Here is a 16,098-nt window from a genome sequence, read left to right on the forward strand (position 1 = left end):
GTAGGTGACTCAACGCCTATCCTTGCGCGTGGCACCATTGCGCAGGGTCACTCGGGTGACCCTGCTGACGAATTGCGAAATACAGCGCTGGTGTGTCCTGCCCGCCACTGTTACCGACAGTGGAAATAGGCTCACCGGCTTTTACAACGTCACCCGCAGACTTGAGCAGCGTCTGGTTGTGACCGTACAGACTCAAATAACCATTGCCGTGGTCGAGAATCACCAGCAGCCCGGCGCCGCGCAACCAGTCGGCGAACACCACTCGCCCACCGTGTACGGCATGCACCGCACTGCCGGCAGACGCGCCGATCATCACGCCATCCCACCTGGTCCGGGCATCATCGCCACGGGTTTCACCGAAGCGCGCGAGCAGTCGACCATCGACAGGCCAGGGAAGTTTGCCGCGGGTTGATGCAAACGGGCCGCCAAAGGTCTCGCCGGAACTGGAAACCAGTGCGCCGGGAGTCGACTTGACCGGTTTGCGTGGGGCGTCGTCGTTGGCGTCTGCCAGCGCCTGGGCCTCACGTAAACGCTTTTTTTCGGCTTCCTGCTGGGCAATCAGCGCTTTTTGCCGCGCTTCTTCTGCCTCACGGGCCTGGCGGGCCAGAGTTTCTTCAATGGTTTTAAGGACTTTAGACAGGTCTGCCTGATCCTGCTCGCGCGCCGCCAGTTTCTGATCGCGAGCCTTTACATCGTCATTGAGCTTGGCCAGGACTTGCTGGCGCTCCTTGCGGACTTTCTCGAGCTCGTCACGCTGGGTGTCGAGGCTGCTTTGCTGCACCAGCAGTTGCGCCTGCTGCATCGCGATGTCCTTCTCGACATTGGACAGTTGGCGCAGGGTTTCGTTGAAATTCTTCAACTGCTCCAGGCGTGCCTGGCTCAGGTAATCGTAATAGGTGAGGGTACGGGCGAATTTTTCCGGGTTTTGCTGGTTGAGCAGCAGCTTGAGGTATTCCTGGCGACCGTTCTGGTAGGCCGCGCGGGCCTGCATGGCGATCAGTCGTTGCTGTTCAGTGCGCGCGCTCTGGAGTTTTTTTTTCTCTGCGTCGAGGCGCTGTAGCTCGGCTTCGCTTTTCTTCAGCTCTTTTTGCAGGGCTTCGACCTGCTTCTCGAGCTTGCCCATTTCGGTTTCGGTGCCCTTGAGCTCCTTCTGCACACCGGACTTCTCTTCCTGCAGTTTACCCAGCAGTTTCTTCAGCTCGGCAATGTCCTGACGCGTGGCGTCCAACTGTTGTTGGGTTTCTGCGCGCTCGTCAGCAAAGGCCGGTTGGAGCAGGCATGTCAGAGCTAGGGCTATCAGGACGCGAAGCATAGGGGCGGGCGGCACCAGGGAAAGGGACGGCCTAGTATGCCCGCCATGGGCGGCAAAAAAAATGCCCATTTCTGACTGTGTGATAACTGGACTCAAAAACACCGCAAAACCAATGTGGGAGCGGGCTTGCTCGCGAATGCGGTGTGTCAGGCAACGTTGATGTCGACTGGCACAATGCTTTCGCGAGCAAGTCGAATCGTCGCACCGCCGCTCCCACAGGGTTTGCAGTGATTTGAATAACCGGGTTACACCAGAATCGAAGTCCCGGTCATTTCCGCCGGTTGTTCCAGGCCCAGCAACTTCAGCATGGTTGGCGCCACGTCCGCCAGCACGCCGCCTTCACGGACCTTCAGATCGCGCTTGCCGACATAAATGAACGGCACCGGCTCAGTGGTGTGTGCAGTGTGCGCCTGGCCGGTGGAGGCGTCGGACATTTGCTCGACGTTACCGTGGTCAGCGGTGATCAAGGCTTCGCCGCCGACTTTTTCCAGGGCTTCGACGATGCGGCCCACGCACTGATCCAGGCATTCGACGGCCTTCACCGCGGCTTCGAACACGCCGCTGTGGCCGACCATGTCGCCGTTGGCGTAGTTGACCACGATCACGTCGTAACGCTGGTTTTCGATGGCGTCGACGATGCGATCGGTAACTTCCGGTGCGCTCATTTCCGGCTGCAAGTCATAGGTGGCGACTTTCGGCGACGGAATCAGGATGCGTTCTTCGCCCGGGAACGGTTCTTCGCGCCCGCCCGAGAAGAAGAAGGTCACGTGGGCGTATTTTTCGGTTTCGGCGATACGCAGCTGGGTCTTGCCGTTTTTCGCCAGGTAGTCGCCCAGCACGTTCTCCAGGCTGCCGGCGGCGAAAGCCGACGGGGCAGGGATGCTGGCGGCGTATTGGGTCAGCATGACGAAGCCGGCCAGTTTCGGCTGGCGGGCACGCTCGAACTCACTGAAATCGTCTTCGACGAACACGCGGGTCAGCTCGCGGGCGCGGTCGGCGCGGAAGTTCATGAACACCACGGCATCGCCGTCTTCGACTTTTACCGGCTCACCGATGGAGGTGGCTTTGACGAACTCGTCGCTCTCGCCACGCTCGTAGGCTGCTTGCAGGCCTTCCTGAGCGGTGGCGGCGTTGAATTCGCCCTGGCCGTCGACAATCAGGTTGTAGGCCTGGGACACACGGTCCCAACGGTTGTCGCGGTCCATGGCGTAGTAACGGCCGATCAGGCTGGCGATCCGGCCTTTGCCCAGGGCCTGGAAGGTCGCGTCGAGCAGTTCGATCGACGATTGCGCGCTTTTCGGCGGAGTGTCGCGGCCATCGAGGAAGGCGTGCAGGTAGATGTTCCGGGCGCCGCGCTTGAAGGCCAGTTCGGCCATGGCGACCAGGTGATCCTGGTGGCTATGCACGCCGCCATCGGACAGCAGGCCCATGAAATGTACGGCTTTGCCGGCGGCGACGGCCTTGTCCACTGCGGCGCAGATGGTCGGGTTCTCGAAGAACTCGCCGTCGCGGATCGATTTGGTGACCCGAGTGAAGTCCTGATACACCACGCGGCCGGCGCCCAGGTTCATGTGGCCGACTTCGGAGTTGCCCATCTGGCCATCCGGCAGGCCGACGTCCATGCCGCTGCCCGAGATCAGGCCGTTCGGCACAGTGGCCCACAGGCGGTCCAGTACAGGCTTCTTCGCCGCGAAAATGGCGTTTGATTCGGGGCTGTCGCTGTGACCGAAGCCGTCGAGAATCATCAGGACCAAAGGTTTAGGCGTGGTAGTCATGGAATCCGCTCTGGCTTAAGTTAAAGGGGCGATGGAAAAGGGAGTCGCAGTTTAAAGCGAAGTTCCGGCCACGTCACCGCCGGACGGGGTTTGGCCCACCATAGTGGCTGTGTATACTGGCCGACATTTTAACGCCCTGGAACCTCCTTCGATGGTTGCTCACCTGATTGAATTCGCCACTAACCACTACATTCTCGTCGGTATCTTCGTCGTACTGCTGGCGTTGCTGATTGCCTATCAAATGCAGGGCGGCGGCCGTAGCCTGAGCACCGGCGAACTGACCGGCCTGGTCAACAAGGACGCGGGCGTCGTGGTCGACATTCGTCCGAGCAAGGATTTCGCCGCCGGTCACATTGTCGGTGCGGTGAACATTCCCCAGGACAAACTGGCCGCCCGCGTTGGCGAACTGGAAAAACACAAGGCCAAGACCATTATCCTGGTCGACGCCATGGGCCAGACCGCCGGCACCCACGCCCGCGAATTGATGAAATCCGGCTTCACCGCCGCCAAGCTGTCCGGTGGTATCTCCAGCTGGAAAGCCGACAATCTGCCACTGGTGAAGTGATATGAGTAGCGTCGTCGTCTATTCCAGCGATTACTGCCCTTACTGCTCGCGAGCCAAGTACCTGCTCGAGAACAAAGGCGTGGCCTTCGAAGAGATCAAGGTCGATGGCAAGCCGCAGGTGCGCGCTGCGATGGCCCAGAAGGCCGGGCGTACGTCCGTGCCGCAAATCTGGATCGGCAGCACCCACGTGGGCGGTTGTGATGATTTGTTCGCCCTGGAGCGCGCCGGCAAGCTCGACGCGCTGCTCAAGGCCTGACGGCAATACCCCAAACAAGCAAACCTAAAAGAACCCTGGATCAAGAAGGATCTGCGATGACTGACCAACAGAACACTGCTGCGAACGAAGAAGAAACTGCACCGCAATTCTCCTTGCAGCGCATTTATGTGCGTGACCTGTCCTTCGAAGCTCCGAAAAGCCCGGCGATCTTCCGCCAGCAGTGGGAGCCGAGCGTCGCTCTGGATCTGAACACCCGCCAAAAGACACTGGAAGCCGACTTCCACGAAGTCGTGCTGACCTTGTCGGTTACCGTGAAAAACGGTGACGAAGTGGCGTTCATCGCCGAAGTGCAACAGGCCGGGATCTTCCTGATCAAGAACCTGGACGACGCTTCGATGAGCCACACCCTGGGTGCGTTCTGCCCGAACATCCTGTTCCCGTACGCTCGCGAAACCCTGGACAGCCTGGTGACCCGTGGTTCGTTCCCGGCACTGATGCTGGCTCCGGTGAACTTCGATGCGCTGTACGCACAAGAGCTGCAACGCATGCAGGCTGCTGGCGAGACTCCGACCGTTCAGTAAGCATTTCTGAGTGTCGCAGCAAGTCCAATGTGGGAGCGGGCTTGCTCGCGAAAGCGGTGTAACAGTCAACGAAGATGTTGAATGTTATGACCCCTTCGCGAGCAAGCCCGCTCCCACATTTGTTATGCGCTGTTACTTGAAGTCGTTCTGGCGCCAGGCTTCGTAAACGGCCACTGCCACGGTATTGGACAGGTTCAGGCTGCGGCAGCCTTCGCGCATCGGCAGGCGCAGGCGTTGTTCGGCTGGCAGGGCCTCCAGCACTTCGGCGGGCAGGCCACGGCTTTCCGGGCCGAACAGGAATGCATCGCCCGGGACGAAACTGGCGTTGTGGAACGGACGCGAGCCTTTGGTGGTGAAGGCGAACACCCGCGGGTTGCCCAGGCTTTCCAGGCAGCTGGCCAGGTCCGCATGGCGTTGCAGGGTGGCATACTCGTGGTAGTCGAGGCCGGCGCGGCGCAGACGCTTGTCGTCCATCTCAAAGCCCAGCGGTTCGATCAAATGCAGGTGGCAGCCACTGTTGGCGCACAGCCTGATAACGTTGCCGGTGTTCGGCGGAATTTCTGGTTGGAAAAGGATGACGTGAAACATGCACGGCTCCGAAGGTAAAGATGACGCGCATTCTACGCCGCCGGAAGGCGTGCGTTCGAAACTATTCCTGCCGGTGATGGGCTCGCTGGCGATTGTCGGGGTGATGGTCGGGATGATGATCGGTCGCCTGACCACACCAGACCCCAGCCAGTTGCAGCAGGTCGAGGTGACGAACGACGGGCTGGTGGTGTGGTTCAACAACGAACCCAAGACCCACGGCGAAATGGTTGATGGCAGTGTCGCGCTGCTGTTTGGCGCCGAGGGCAAGGCACAGAAAGGCCAGCTCAAGCTCGACGGCAAGGATGTGAACTGGCGGGTACGTTTGAGCGATGGGGGGGTGTTGCTGACACTGGTCGCGGCCCGGCCCCTGCAGGGCGAGTGGGCTGGTAGCGAGGTCGACGACCGCTGGCGGCTGGAGATCCATCTCCGGGAGCAATAAAAGAGGGAATCCCCGGCCTGCCTGTACCAAGGTTCCCGAAACGGGAGGCTCGTCGCGAGTGCGGTTTGAGCCTGGTGTAAAGAGGGAACCCCTGACCTGCCTGTATCAAGGGCCCCAAAACGGTTGGGCTCGTCGCGAGTGCGGTGTGAGCCCGGTGTAAAGAGGGGAATCCCCGGCCTGCCTGTACCAAGGTCCCCGAAACCGGTCAGGTGAACTGATTCACCTGAAAGGGTTATTGCAGGGGGCGTGCCAGGTTTTAAAACTGCACAATAAAATTACGCCTCAAAACGCCGAAAGCCCCGTAATCCGGGGCTTTCGTGTTTTTTCGATAGGGGTTCGATTGTGAACGCGGGCAGGGTTTCGGAGCGGTTGCCGTGCGCGATTGCGGTTCACGGTGCCTTCAGGCGGTGCACTGGGCTTTAAATGTGGGAGCGGGCTTGCTCGCGAAAGCGGTGTATCAGTCAAAATTGAAGTCGACTGACATACCGCTTTCGCGAGCAAGCCCGCTCCCACAGGATCGTGTGCTCAGCCCTCATCCCCCTCATCATCATCCCCACCATCCACCTTCATCCCCAGTTCCTTGATCTTGCGGGTCAGGGTGTTGCGCCCCCAGCCCAGCAAAACGGCGGCATCGCGGCGGCGACCGGCGGTGTGTTTGAGCGCGGTTTCGATCATGATCCGTTCGAAGGCCGGCACGGCACTGTCGAGCAGGCTCGACTGACCGCGGGCCAGTGCCTGGTCCGCCCACTGGCGCAGGGCCTGTTCCCAGTTGGTCACGGGGGCCGAATCCTGCGGCAGGCTCAGCAACTCCGGCGGCAGGTCGCCGATGTGCACTTCGCGACCCGAAGCCATCACCGTGATCCAGCGGCAGGTGTTCTCCAGTTGCCGCACGTTACCGGGCCACGGCAGGTTCTTCAGGTATTCCTCGGTTTCGCTTTTCAGCAGCTTCGGCTCGACGGCCAGCTCCTGGGCTGCGCGGCTGAGGAAGTGCCTGGCCAGGGTCGGAATGTCTTCTCGACGATCCGACAGACGCGGGATATGGATGCGGATAACGTTGAGGCGATGGAACAAGTCCTCACGGAATTTCCCGGCATGCACCAGGGTTTCCAGATTCTGGTGAGTCGCAGCGATGATGCGCACATCGACCTTCACTGGGACATGACCGCCAACGCGGTAGAACTCTCCATCGGCCAGTACGCGAAGCAAGCGGGTCTGGGTGTCGGCCGGCATATCGCCGATTTCATCGAGGAACAGCGTGCCGCCGTCCGCCTGTTCGAAGCGCCCGCGACGCAGGTTGGCTGCGCCGGTGAACGCACCTTTTTCATGGCCGAACAGTTCGGATTCCATCAGATCTTTAGGAATCGCCGCCATGTTCAGCGCGATGAACGGCGAAGCTGCCCGCGGGCTGTGACGGTGCAGGGCGTGGGCCACCAGTTCTTTACCGGTACCGGATTCGCCGTTGATCAGCACGGTGATGTTGGAGTGGCTCAGGCGGCCGATGGCGCGAAACACCTCCTGCATCGCGGGTGCTTCACCGATGATTTCCGGGGTGCGGGTCAGGGTCGGGGTGACTTCCAGGCCTTGTTGTTCCTGGGCGTGCTGGTTGGCGCGCTTGACCAGGGAAACCGCTTCATCGACGTCGAACGGCTTGGGCAGGTACTCGAAGGCGCCGCCCTGATAGGACGCGACAGCGCTGTCCAGATCGGAGTGCGCGGTCATGATGATCACTGGCAGCCGTGGGTGTTGTTCGCGAATCCGCGCCAGAAGGTCCAGGCCGCTGGTGCCGGGCATACGGATGTCGGAAATGATCACGTCCGGTTGCTGGCGCGCCAGGCGGCTCATCACGCCATCGGCGCTGTCGAAGCTTTGTGTGGTCATGCCTTCCTGTTGCAAGGCTTTTTCCAGGACCCAACGGATAGAACGGTCGTCATCGACGATCCACACGGTTTCACTACGGCTCATGTCGATGTGGCTCCTTGTTCCAGTGGCAGAAAGATCGAGAAAGTGGTGTGGCCGGGGTGGCTGTCACATTCGATCAGGCCCTGGTGCTGGCTGATGATGTTCTGGGTAATGGCCAGGCCAAGCCCGGTACCGTCCGGACGACCGCTGACCATGGGGAAGAAAATGGTTTCCTGAAGTTCGGCAGGGATGCCCGGACCGTTGTCAATGATCTCGATCTTGGTCACCAGGCGATGGCGCACGTGGCCGATCGTGAACTGGCGCATGGTGCGGGTGCGCAGGCTGATGCGGCCCAGGCGCAGTTCGTTCTGGCTGCTGATGGCCTGCATTGCATTGCGCACGATGTTCAGCACGGCCTGAATCATCTGTTCGCGGTCGATCAACACGTCGGGGATGCTTGGGTCGTAGTCGCGCACCAAAGTGATGCAGCCCTGGCTTTCGGCCTCCACCAGCTGGCAGACACGCTCCAGCACTTCGTGGACATTGCACAGGGCCAGTGATGGCAACTTGTTGGAGCCGAGCATGCGGTCCACCAGGTTACGCAGACGGTCGGCTTCTTCGATGATGACGTTGGTGTAGTCGCGCAGGCTTTCTTCCGGCAGTTCCCGGGCCAGCAATTGCGCCGCGCCGCGAATCCCGCCCAAGGGGTTCTTGATTTCATGGGCCAGGCCGCGCACCAGCATTTTGCTGGTTTCCTGTTTGGAAAGCTGTGCTTCTTCCTTGGTGATCCGCAGCAAGCGGTCACGAGGGTGGACTTCGAGCAGCAGCATCGTGTCGCCATTGCTCAGAATCGGCGTTACTGCGTAGTCAACGGTCAGGGTCTGGCCGGTGAGGGCGGTGAGCATGGCTTCGCGCTTGGTGAACGGGTGCGCTTGTTCGACGGCCTGGCGCAACGAATTCAGTGCTTCGGCCGATTCGGTAAACAATTCACTGATGAACTGCCCATGGCTGCGCTGGCCGCTGATGGCCAGCAGCATCTCCGCCGCCGGGTTCATGTACTCGAGGCGCAGTTCGGCGTCGAGCAGGATGGTGGCGGTGGTGAGGTTATCGAGTAGCAAACGGTGGAGTGCGTCGCTAATGGTCATCGGGACCTCTTTCAGGGCGGAGCATGCGCAAGAAAACAGCGCTGGTACGGGCAAAATGCAAAAACCAAACCAAGGCTCCGAAAAGAAGCGTTCAGCGCCTGAAACGGACGTTTGACGCTCATTTACGCGGCGCTTTGCCAGCTTTAGCGGGTAGTTTCGAACCAAAATGGGTTGGAATGTGAGTACGGTGCAAGCAATTGCACCAATATAGTGCGCAAACCTGAGCGATGTTAAAAAAGTCGCAAGAAAGGATTTTTTTCTTCGGCGGGCTTGTCGCTGAGCGGGCATTCCGGCCGCTGGCCGTAGTCTTCGAGGGCGCAGGGTTTGATCTGGCGCTTCTGGGCGAGTGACGTGCGCTGCATATGGAAGGGTTGGCTGGCGGTGCGTTCGACGATGCGTCCCTGCTCATCGAGGATTTCCACGGCCAGGGTATGGCTGCCGCGATCGATGTTGCTCAACGGGAACACCGGGCTCGGGCCGGGTTCAGCAGTGGGCTCGCCATCAAGCAGCAACCGGTAGCGGTGACCGGGTTGCAGGCCGGGCTCGTTGGTGGCGCTGACGATGACTTCGCCGGCGTTGCTGCGGATGGTCGCGTCGGGCTCCGGGACCAGGATGCGCAGCACTTCATAGTGGAACGGCACTTGTGCTTCCGGGCTGCTCTGGGCAATCAACGGTTCTGCACGGGTGGGGGTGGCCGCCATTCGATTGCTCTTGGCCAGCGGTACACGCCTGGCGTTACCGGGTTTTGGCTGGTCGGTGAAAACCCGATTGCCTTGGGAGTCAACGTAAGTAAAGACCTCTGCCGATGCGGGCAGCGCGATGAGGCAGGCGAGCAGCAACCAGGTCTTCAAGGCGCGTGTACTCGTTGCACGGTGACGGTCGTGGCGGGGCTTTGCTGCACTACTTTTTCACCATCGATCACTTGCACGGCGAGGCGGTGTTCGCCGCGATCGATGTTCACCAGTTGCAGGGTCGGCACATTGCCTGGCTGGCCGTAGGGCTGGCCGTCCAGCAGCAGGCGCAACAGATGGGAGCCTTGCAGGCGCGGTTTGATCTGTACGTTAACGGTGAACGTGCCGTTGTTGGCACGTAGGGCTTCGGTGGTCGGCAGGCCTGTCAGCTCCAGCACTTCATAGGCCTTGCCGGGCTGTTCATGACGAACGACTTCAGCGGCAGGTGCGGCTTCGCCGGTAGGCTGGCGCTCGACGCTGTTGAGTGGCGGCAACTCGATCGGTTGAGCGTTGACGCCGTCGGGCGGTTGATTGCTGTACGCGGTGGTGCCGTTGGCGTCCGTGTATTTGTAGATCTGCGCTGCGGCGGGCAGGGCGATCAGCAGCAGAATGAACAGAAAACCTCGACCCATGGAATCGACCGGAAACGAAAGCGATGGGTTGCAGCATAGGTCAGGGATGTTGGTTGGCCCAGCGTGTTAACAATTGGATATGGATTCACCCAGCTCTCCAGGTCGCCACAACTCCACTGTGGGAACGGGCTTGCTCGCGAATTCGGAGTGTCAGTCGCCATCAATGTTCACTGATACATCGCCTTCGCGAGCAAGCCCGCTCCCACAGGGATTTTCAGCGGTTGTTAAATCGCGGGCACAAAAAAGGCCTCCCGAAGGAGGCCTCTTTTTTGTCACGCCGCGTGCCGCGGCGCTACCGGATCAGCAGCTGTAGTACAGCTCGTATTCCAGTGGGTGTACGAAGGTACGTACCTTGATTTCTTCTTCGCTTTTCAGGGCGATGTAAGCGTCGATGAAGTCGTCGCTGAAAACGCCGCCTTTGGTCAGGAACGCACGACCTTTGTCCAGCTCTTCCAGGGCTTCTTTCAGGCTGCCGCAAACTTGTGGGATCTCTTTGGCCTCTTCAGGCGGCAGGTCGTACAGGTTTTTGTCAGCTGCGTCGCCAGGGTGGATCTTGTTCTGGATGCCGTCCAGGCCAGCCATCAGCAGTGCAGCGAAGCACAGGTACGGGTTGGCAGCCGGATCCGGGAAACGCGCTTCGATACGGCGGGCTTTCGGGCTCGACACGTAAGGAATGCGGATCGAAGCGGAGCGGTTACGGGCCGAGTAGGCCAGCATCACTGGAGCTTCGAAGCCTGGAACCAGACGCTTGTAGGAGTTGGTTGCCGGGTTGGTGAAGCCGTTCAGCGCCTTACCGTGCTTGATGATGCCGCCGATGAAGTACAGGGCGGTATCGGACAGGCCGGCATAACCTTCGCCAGCGAAGGTGTTCTTGCCGTCTTTCCAGATGGACATGTGAACGTGCATGCCCGAACCGTTGTCGCCGTACAGAGGCTTAGGCATGAAGGTAGCGGTACGGCCGTAGGCATCGGCAACGTTGTGCACGACGTACTTCAGGGTCTGGGTTTCGTCGGCTTTCTTCACCAGGGTGTTGAACTTGACGCCGATTTCGTTCTGGCCGGCAGTTGCCACTTCGTGGTGGTGAACTTCGACGGTCAGGCCCATTTCTTCCAGTGCGTTGCACATGGAGGTACGGATTTCGTGGTCGTGGTCGAACGGCGGAACCGGGAAGTAGCCGCCTTTGACGCCTGGACGGTGGCCTTTGTTGCCGCCTTCCACGTCCTGGTCGGACATCCACGAACCTTGTTCAGAGTAGATCTTGAACATGGAGCCGGAAATGTCGGACTTGAACTTCACTTGGTCGAAGATGAAGAACTCTGGCTCTGGACCGGCGAATACGGTGTCACCGATACCGGTGGCTTTCAGGTGCTCTTCGGCACGCTTGGCGATCGCGCGCGGGTCGCGGTCGTAGCCTTGCATGCTCGAAGGTTCGATGATGTCGCAGACCAGGATCAGGGTCGGCTCTTCAGTGAACGGGTCCAGTACGGCAGTGGAGTCGTCCGGCATCAGGATCATGTCGGAGGCTTCGATGCCTTTCCAGCCAGCGATGGAGGAACCGTCGAACATTTTGCCGACTTCGAAGAAGTCTTCATCCAGCGCATCGCGAGCCGGCATGGTCACGTGGTGCTGAGTGCCTTTGGTGTCCGTGAAGCGCAGATCAATCCACTTGACGTCATGATCTTTGATGAGTTGAACCGACTTCGACATAGTGTCCTCCGGGTGGATTAGGGCTGGTAGTGGATGCCCTTAAATGTTTGTGATGCCGGCGCGAATAGTCTGCCAAGGCAACCTGCCTCACAAGGGAGCAAATTGCATGCCAGTGCCCCAGCATGGGTTTTTTGCTCCAAATTCACGCTTATAAGGCGCAAAAGCACCTTAAAGCGGAAAATCCCGCCCTACAATGTGGCGTTCATTTCAATAAATGACCCGTTTTGGTGCGCGCAAAACCTTCTGCACATTAACTGGTTAAACCTTGAGCAATTTCCGCTATAATCCGCGCCCCCCTTTTTCGGCAGGCCTCGCGCGCGCTGTTTCCATGAAATTAATCGTAAAAGTCTTTCCAGAGATCACCATCAAGAGCCGCCCGGTACGGATGCGTTTCATCCGCCAGTTGGCCAAGAACATCCGTGCCGTGCTCCGCGATCTGGACCCGGCCGTGGTGGTGAACGGCGTGTGGGACAATCTCGAGCTGGAAACCCGCGTCAGCGACCCCAAGGCCCTGAAAGAGATGGGCGAGCGCCTGAGCTGCATGCCGGGCATCGCGCACTTCCTGCAAATCGATGAATACCCGCTGGGCGATTTCGACGACATCGTCGAAAAATGCAAGCAGCACTACGGTGATGCACTGGCCGGCAAGATCTTCTCGGTGCGTTGCAAGCGTGCCGGCAAGCACCCGTTCAGCTCAATTGATATCGAAAAATATGTCGGCAGCCAGTTGCGCCGTCAGTGTGGTGCCGCCGGGATCGACCTGAAAAAGCCGGAAATCGAAGTCCGGATCGAAGTTCGCGACCAACGGTTGTTCGTGATCCACAGCCAGCACAACGGCATCGGCGGATATCCGCTGGGCGCCCTGGAGCAGACGCTGGTGCTGATGTCCGGCGGCTTCGATTCCACCGTTGCGGCCTACCAGATCATGCGCCGCGGCCTTATGGCGCATTTCTGCTTCTTCAATCTGGGCGGGCGGGCCCATGAATTGGGCGTGATGGAAGTCGCGCATTTCATCTGGAAGAAGTACGGCAGCTCCCAACGCGTGTTATTTGTCAGTGTGCCTTTCGAGGAAGTGCTGGGCGAAATTCTCGGCAAAGTCGATAACAGTCATATGGGCGTAGTATTGAAGCGTATGATGTTGCGCGCTTCCTCCCAGATTGCCGATCGACTGCACATCGAAGCGCTGGTGACCGGTGAGGCGATCTCCCAGGTGTCGAGCCAGACGCTGCCGAACCTGTCCGTGATCGATTGCGTGACCGACAAACTGGTCTTGCGCCCGCTGATCGCCAGCCACAAGCAGGACATCATCGACACGGCCAACGAGATCGGCACCGCCGATTTCGCCCGACACATGCCGGAGTACTGCGGGGTCATCTCGGTCAATCCGAAGACGGCCGCCAAACGCTACCGTGTCGAGCACGAAGAGAAAGAATTCGATATGGCGGTGCTCGAGCGTGCGCTCGAAAACGCCAAGCTGGTGCCGATCGATCGCGTGATCGACGAATTGGGCCAGGACTTGCAGATTGAAGAAGTCAGCGAAGCGCTGGCCGGTCAGATCGTCATCGACATCCGTCACCCGGATGCCGCTGAAGACGACCCGCTGGACCTTGCTGGTATCGAGGTACAAACGATGCCGTTTTATGCACTGAACGCTCGTTTCAAGGAACTGGACCCTACTCGCCAGTACCTGCTGTATTGCGACAAAGGCGTGATGAGTCGCCTGCATGCCCACCATTTGCTCAGTGAGGGGCATGCCAATGTGCGCGTTTATCGACCGAGCTAAGTGCCCGGGGCTGTTTGCCTGTGGCTTGCGTCACCGGCCCCCCGATGCCGCCGTCAAGCTGTAACGGCTTTCACGGACGCTACTGTTAATCGCTGCCAAGACTTGTCAGCACACCGAATCCTCTGATCGAGATACACAAGTGATCGAAAATCTACGCAACATCGCCATCATTGCCCACGTTGACCATGGTAAAACGACCCTGGTAGACAAACTCCTGCGTCAATCCGGCACCCTGGAGCGCAACGAGCTCAACGACGAGCGCGTGATGGACTCCAACGACCAGGAAAAAGAGCGCGGTATTACCATTCTGGCGAAAAACACCGCCATCAACTGGAACGGCTACCACATCAACATCGTGGACACCCCGGGCCACGCCGACTTCGGCGGCGAAGTTGAACGCGTAATGTCGATGGTCGACTCCGTTCTGCTGCTGGTTGACGCTCAAGACGGCCCTATGCCGCAAACCCGTTTCGTGACCAAGAAGGCTTTCGAAGCCGGCCTGCGTCCGATCGTGTGCATCAACAAGGTTGACCGTCCAGGCGCGCGTCCGGACTGGGTTCTGGACCAGATCTTCGACCTGTTCGACAACCTGGGTGCCACCGAAGAACAGCTGGACTTCAAAGTCGTCTACGCCTCGGCCCTGAACGGTATTGCCGGTCTGGACCACAACGAAATGGCTGACGACATGACCCCGCTGTACCAGTCGATCGTCGACAACGTACCGGCGCCGGCTGTTGACCGTGAAGGTCCGTTCCAGATGCAGATCTCCGCACTGGACTACAACAGCTTCCTGGGTGTTATCGGTGTTGGCCGTATCGCCCGTGGTCGCGTCAAGCCGAACACCCCGGTTGTGGCTGTCGGTGCCGACGGCAAGAAGCGTAACGGTCGTATCCTGAAGCTGATGGGTCACCACGGTCTGCACCGTGTAGACGTTGAAGAAGCTGCTGCAGGCGACATCGTGTGCATCAGCGGTATGGACTCGCTGTTCATCTCCGACACCCTGTGCCACCCGGACACCGTCGAGGCGATGAAGCCTCTGACCGTCGACGAGCCAACCGTTTCCATGACCTTCCAGGTAAACGACTCGCCATTCTGCGGTAAAGAAGGCAAGTTCGTGACTTCCCGTAACATCAAGGAACGTCTGGACAAAGAGCTGCTGTACAACGTTGCACTGCGCGTTGAAGAAGGCGACTCGGCTGACAAGTTCAAGGTTTCCGGCCGTGGCGAACTGCACCTCTCGGTACTGATCGAAACCATGCGTCGCGAAGGCTTCGAAATGGCTGTAGGCCGTCCGGAAGTGATCATCCGTCTGGTTGACGGCGTGAAGCACGAACCGTTCGAAAACGTCACCATCGACCTGCCGGAAGAATCCCAGGGCAAGGTGATGGAAGAGATGGGTCTGCGTAAGGGCGACCTGACCAACATGGTGCCGGATGGCAAGGGCCGTGTGCGTCTGGAATACAACATCCCTGCTCGTGGTCTGATCGGTTTCCGTAACCAGTTCCTGACCCTGACCAACGGTGCTGGCATCCTGACCTCGATCTTCGACCGTTACGACGTGATGAAGTCCGGCGACATGTCCGGCCGTCAGAACGGCGTTCTGGTTTCGGTTGAAACCGGCAAGGCTCTGACCTACTCCCTGGAAACCCTGCAGGCACGTGGCAAGCTGTTCGTTGAACACGGTCAGGAAATCTACAACGGTCAGATCGTTGGTCTGAACAGCCGTGACAACGACCTGGGCGTCAACCCTACCAAGGGCAAGAAGCTCGACAACATGCGTGCTTCGGGTAAAGACGAAACCATCGCCCTGGTTCCACCTGTTCGCTTCACCCTGGAACAGGCTCTGGAATTCATCCAGGACGACGAGCTGTGTGAAGTGACTCCTAAGTCCATCCGTCTTCGCAAGAAGATCCTGGACGAAAGCGAGCGTACCCGCGCTGCCAAGAAAGCCAAGGCATAAGATTTAGCCCTGGCTGAACGAAAACGCCCCCGGTCGAAAGGCCGGGGGCGTTTTTGTTTGTCTGGGGTTTGGGTGGTGTTAGTGCCGGCCCCTTCGCGAGCAAGCCCGCTCCCACAGGGATTTTTGGTGTTCACAGATTTTGTGTTTCACCTTGATCCCTGTGGGAGCGGGCTTGCTCGCGAAGGCGGCCGATCAGTCGGCGCAGAAATCAGGAAATATCAGAACCGCTCAATCGACCGCGAATTCCGCTCGCGCTCCACTTCCTTCGGCTTGTACGCGCAATACCCCGGCCGCGGGCCGATTTTCGGGTGGTTGCGGCAAGTATCCGGGCGCTTTTCATAAATAGTGCACAGACGGCTCTTACGATCCAGGTACAGGCAATCGTTGTTGCTCATGCGCTGGAGGGTAAAGATTCCTGACTTCTGGTTGAAGCGCTCGACCAGGCCTTCCTTTTGCAGACGTTTGGCGATGTTCTTCGGCGGATCGCCCAGCTCGAACTCATCGACCACGCCGATGCGGATCAGGTCCTTGATCTTGACCTCGACGGGCAGGGTGCAGCAGCTGGACATGCACGAGCCGCACATCGGGGCAGAGTACTTGGCCCAGGTATCGAGGCGGTCGATCTCTGCGGCAGCGATCAGGTTCGGCTTCATCATCGTTTGTTACCAGCGTGTGCATCAGGGCGCGCGATCATACCGGGACTGGTGGATTTTTGAACAACCTTTCGCCAGTTTTTTTCGCAAGCGGTGCAAACAACCGGAAAA

At 59.2% G+C, this 16,098-nt stretch carries 15 protein-coding genes; 6 read left to right on the plus strand and 9 right to left on the minus strand.

Features of this window, described 5'->3' with window-relative positions; all coding sequences use genetic code 11:
* Positions 1–16: 16 nt before the first annotated feature.
* On the minus strand, positions 17–1,312 hold the full coding sequence (locus tag AC06G5_RS01495) for a murein hydrolase activator EnvC family protein (RefSeq protein WP_480458904.1): 1,296 nt from the start codon (positions 1,310–1,312) through the stop codon (positions 17–19).
* A gap of 245 nt (positions 1,313–1,557) precedes the next feature.
* Complete coding sequence (gene gpmI, locus AC06G5_RS01500) at positions 1,558–3,087, minus strand: 2,3-bisphosphoglycerate-independent phosphoglycerate mutase (RefSeq protein WP_413703723.1); 1,530 nt, start codon at positions 3,085–3,087, stop codon at positions 1,558–1,560.
* Positions 3,088–3,238: 151 nt separating this feature from the next.
* Between gpmI and AC06G5_RS01505 the strand changes: the two genes are divergently transcribed.
* The 3 genes from AC06G5_RS01505 to secB are packed head-to-tail and all read left to right on the plus strand — an operon-like array spanning position 3,239 to position 4,450.
* Positions 3,239–3,652: a rhodanese-like domain-containing protein gene (locus tag AC06G5_RS01505; protein ID WP_007989216.1), complete on the plus strand. Its 414-nt coding sequence runs from the start codon at positions 3,239–3,241 to the stop codon at positions 3,650–3,652.
* A gap of 1 nt (position 3,653) precedes the next feature.
* On the plus strand, positions 3,654–3,908 hold the full coding sequence (gene grxC / locus AC06G5_RS01510; RefSeq protein WP_008018956.1) for a glutaredoxin 3: 255 nt from the start codon (positions 3,654–3,656) through the stop codon (positions 3,906–3,908).
* 56 nt (positions 3,909–3,964) lie between these two features.
* Entirely contained in the window at positions 3,965–4,450 is a 486-nt protein-coding gene (gene secB / locus AC06G5_RS01515) for a protein-export chaperone SecB (protein WP_057397192.1), read from the plus strand.
* Between the two features lie 132 nt (positions 4,451–4,582).
* Here secB and AC06G5_RS01520 read toward each other — a convergent pair whose 3' ends face one another.
* Positions 4,583–5,038 carry a tRNA (cytidine(34)-2'-O)-methyltransferase gene (locus tag AC06G5_RS01520; RefSeq protein ID WP_413423397.1) on the minus strand — a complete coding sequence of 152 codons (456 nt, stop codon included), beginning with the start codon at positions 5,036–5,038 and terminating at the stop codon, positions 4,583–4,585.
* On the opposite strand from AC06G5_RS01520, the gene AC06G5_RS01525 reads away from it, so the two are divergent.
* The gene (locus AC06G5_RS01525) at positions 5,037–5,477 is read left to right on the plus strand and encodes a hypothetical protein (protein WP_480458905.1); all 441 of its coding nucleotides are present in this window, start codon (positions 5,037–5,039) and stop codon (positions 5,475–5,477) included. The genes AC06G5_RS01520 and AC06G5_RS01525 overlap by 2 nt on opposite strands.
* A 525-nt stretch (positions 5,478–6,002) precedes the next feature.
* Here AC06G5_RS01525 and ntrC read toward each other — a convergent pair.
* The 5 genes from ntrC to glnA all read right to left on the minus strand — a co-directional run bounded on the left by ntrC (position 6,003) and on the right by glnA (position 11,591).
* On the minus strand, positions 6,003–7,439 hold the full coding sequence (gene ntrC, locus AC06G5_RS01530; RefSeq protein WP_413423393.1) for a nitrogen regulation protein NR(I): 1,437 nt from the start codon (positions 7,437–7,439) through the stop codon (positions 6,003–6,005).
* The gene (gene glnL / locus AC06G5_RS01535; protein WP_008018951.1) at positions 7,436–8,521 is read right to left on the minus strand and encodes a nitrogen regulation protein NR(II); all 1,086 of its coding nucleotides are present in this window, start codon (positions 8,519–8,521) and stop codon (positions 7,436–7,438) included. The genes ntrC and glnL overlap by 4 nt, the downstream gene beginning before the upstream one ends.
* 230 nt (positions 8,522–8,751) lie before the next feature.
* Positions 8,752–9,372: a DUF4124 domain-containing protein gene (locus AC06G5_RS01540; protein WP_413423391.1), complete on the minus strand. Its 621-nt coding sequence runs from the start codon at positions 9,370–9,372 to the stop codon at positions 8,752–8,754.
* Positions 9,369–9,884 (minus strand): DUF4124 domain-containing protein, encoded by a 516-nt coding sequence (locus AC06G5_RS01545; RefSeq protein ID WP_413423389.1) that lies wholly within the window; start codon positions 9,882–9,884, stop codon positions 9,369–9,371. The genes AC06G5_RS01540 and AC06G5_RS01545 overlap by 4 nt, the downstream gene beginning before the upstream one ends.
* Positions 9,885–10,184: 300 nt before the next feature.
* Positions 10,185–11,591 carry a glutamate--ammonia ligase gene (glnA, locus tag AC06G5_RS01550; RefSeq protein WP_085717894.1) on the minus strand — a complete coding sequence of 469 codons (1,407 nt, stop codon included), beginning with the start codon at positions 11,589–11,591 and terminating at the stop codon, positions 10,185–10,187.
* Positions 11,592–11,919: 328 nt separating this feature from the next.
* Here glnA and thiI point away from each other — a divergent pair, with 328 nt between their 5' ends.
* Both thiI and typA read left to right on the plus strand, forming a co-directional pair.
* On the plus strand, positions 11,920–13,374 hold the full coding sequence (thiI, locus tag AC06G5_RS01555) for a tRNA uracil 4-sulfurtransferase ThiI (RefSeq protein WP_413423385.1): 1,455 nt from the start codon (positions 11,920–11,922) through the stop codon (positions 13,372–13,374).
* A gap of 139 nt (positions 13,375–13,513) precedes the next feature.
* A complete protein-coding gene (gene typA / locus AC06G5_RS01560) occupies positions 13,514–15,334 on the plus strand; it encodes a translational GTPase TypA (protein WP_413423383.1) in 1,821 nt (606 codons plus the stop codon).
* Between the two features lie 218 nt (positions 15,335–15,552).
* Here the strand turns inward: typA and AC06G5_RS01565 are convergent, their stop codons facing one another.
* Positions 15,553–15,990: a YkgJ family cysteine cluster protein gene (locus tag AC06G5_RS01565; protein ID WP_008018944.1), complete on the minus strand. Its 438-nt coding sequence runs from the start codon at positions 15,988–15,990 to the stop codon at positions 15,553–15,555.
* Between the last annotated feature and the right edge of the window lie 108 nt (positions 15,991–16,098).

The organism is Pseudomonas sp. WT-JTC (genome assembly GCF_056711565.1).

Excerpts from the sequence above, each read along its gene's own strand:
- AC06G5_RS01495 (WP_480458904.1), bottom strand. The coding sequence starts at position 1,312 with ATGCTTCGCGTCCTGATAGCCCTAGCTCTGACATGCCTGCTCCAACCG.
- gpmI (WP_413703723.1), bottom strand. The coding sequence starts at position 3,087 with ATGACTACCACGCCTAAACCTTTGGTCCTGATGATTCTCGACGGCTTC.
- AC06G5_RS01505 (WP_007989216.1), top strand. The coding sequence starts at position 3,239 with ATGGTTGCTCACCTGATTGAATTCGCCACTAACCACTACATTCTCGTC.
- grxC (WP_008018956.1), top strand. The coding sequence starts at position 3,654 with ATGAGTAGCGTCGTCGTCTATTCCAGCGATTACTGCCCTTACTGCTCG.
- secB (WP_057397192.1), top strand. The coding sequence starts at position 3,965 with ATGACTGACCAACAGAACACTGCTGCGAACGAAGAAGAAACTGCACCG.
- AC06G5_RS01525 (WP_480458905.1), top strand. The coding sequence starts at position 5,037 with ATGCACGGCTCCGAAGGTAAAGATGACGCGCATTCTACGCCGCCGGAA.
- AC06G5_RS01520 (WP_413423397.1), bottom strand. The coding sequence starts at position 5,038 with ATGTTTCACGTCATCCTTTTCCAACCAGAAATTCCGCCGAACACCGGC.
- ntrC (WP_413423393.1), bottom strand. The coding sequence starts at position 7,439 with ATGAGCCGTAGTGAAACCGTGTGGATCGTCGATGACGACCGTTCTATC.
- glnL (WP_008018951.1), bottom strand. The coding sequence starts at position 8,521 with ATGACCATTAGCGACGCACTCCACCGTTTGCTACTCGATAACCTCACC.
- AC06G5_RS01545 (WP_413423389.1), bottom strand. The coding sequence starts at position 9,884 with ATGGGTCGAGGTTTTCTGTTCATTCTGCTGCTGATCGCCCTGCCCGCC.
- glnA (WP_085717894.1), bottom strand. The coding sequence starts at position 11,591 with ATGTCGAAGTCGGTTCAACTCATCAAAGATCATGACGTCAAGTGGATT.
- thiI (WP_413423385.1), top strand. The coding sequence starts at position 11,920 with ATGAAATTAATCGTAAAAGTCTTTCCAGAGATCACCATCAAGAGCCGC.
- AC06G5_RS01565 (WP_008018944.1), bottom strand. The coding sequence starts at position 15,990 with ATGATGAAGCCGAACCTGATCGCTGCCGCAGAGATCGACCGCCTCGAT.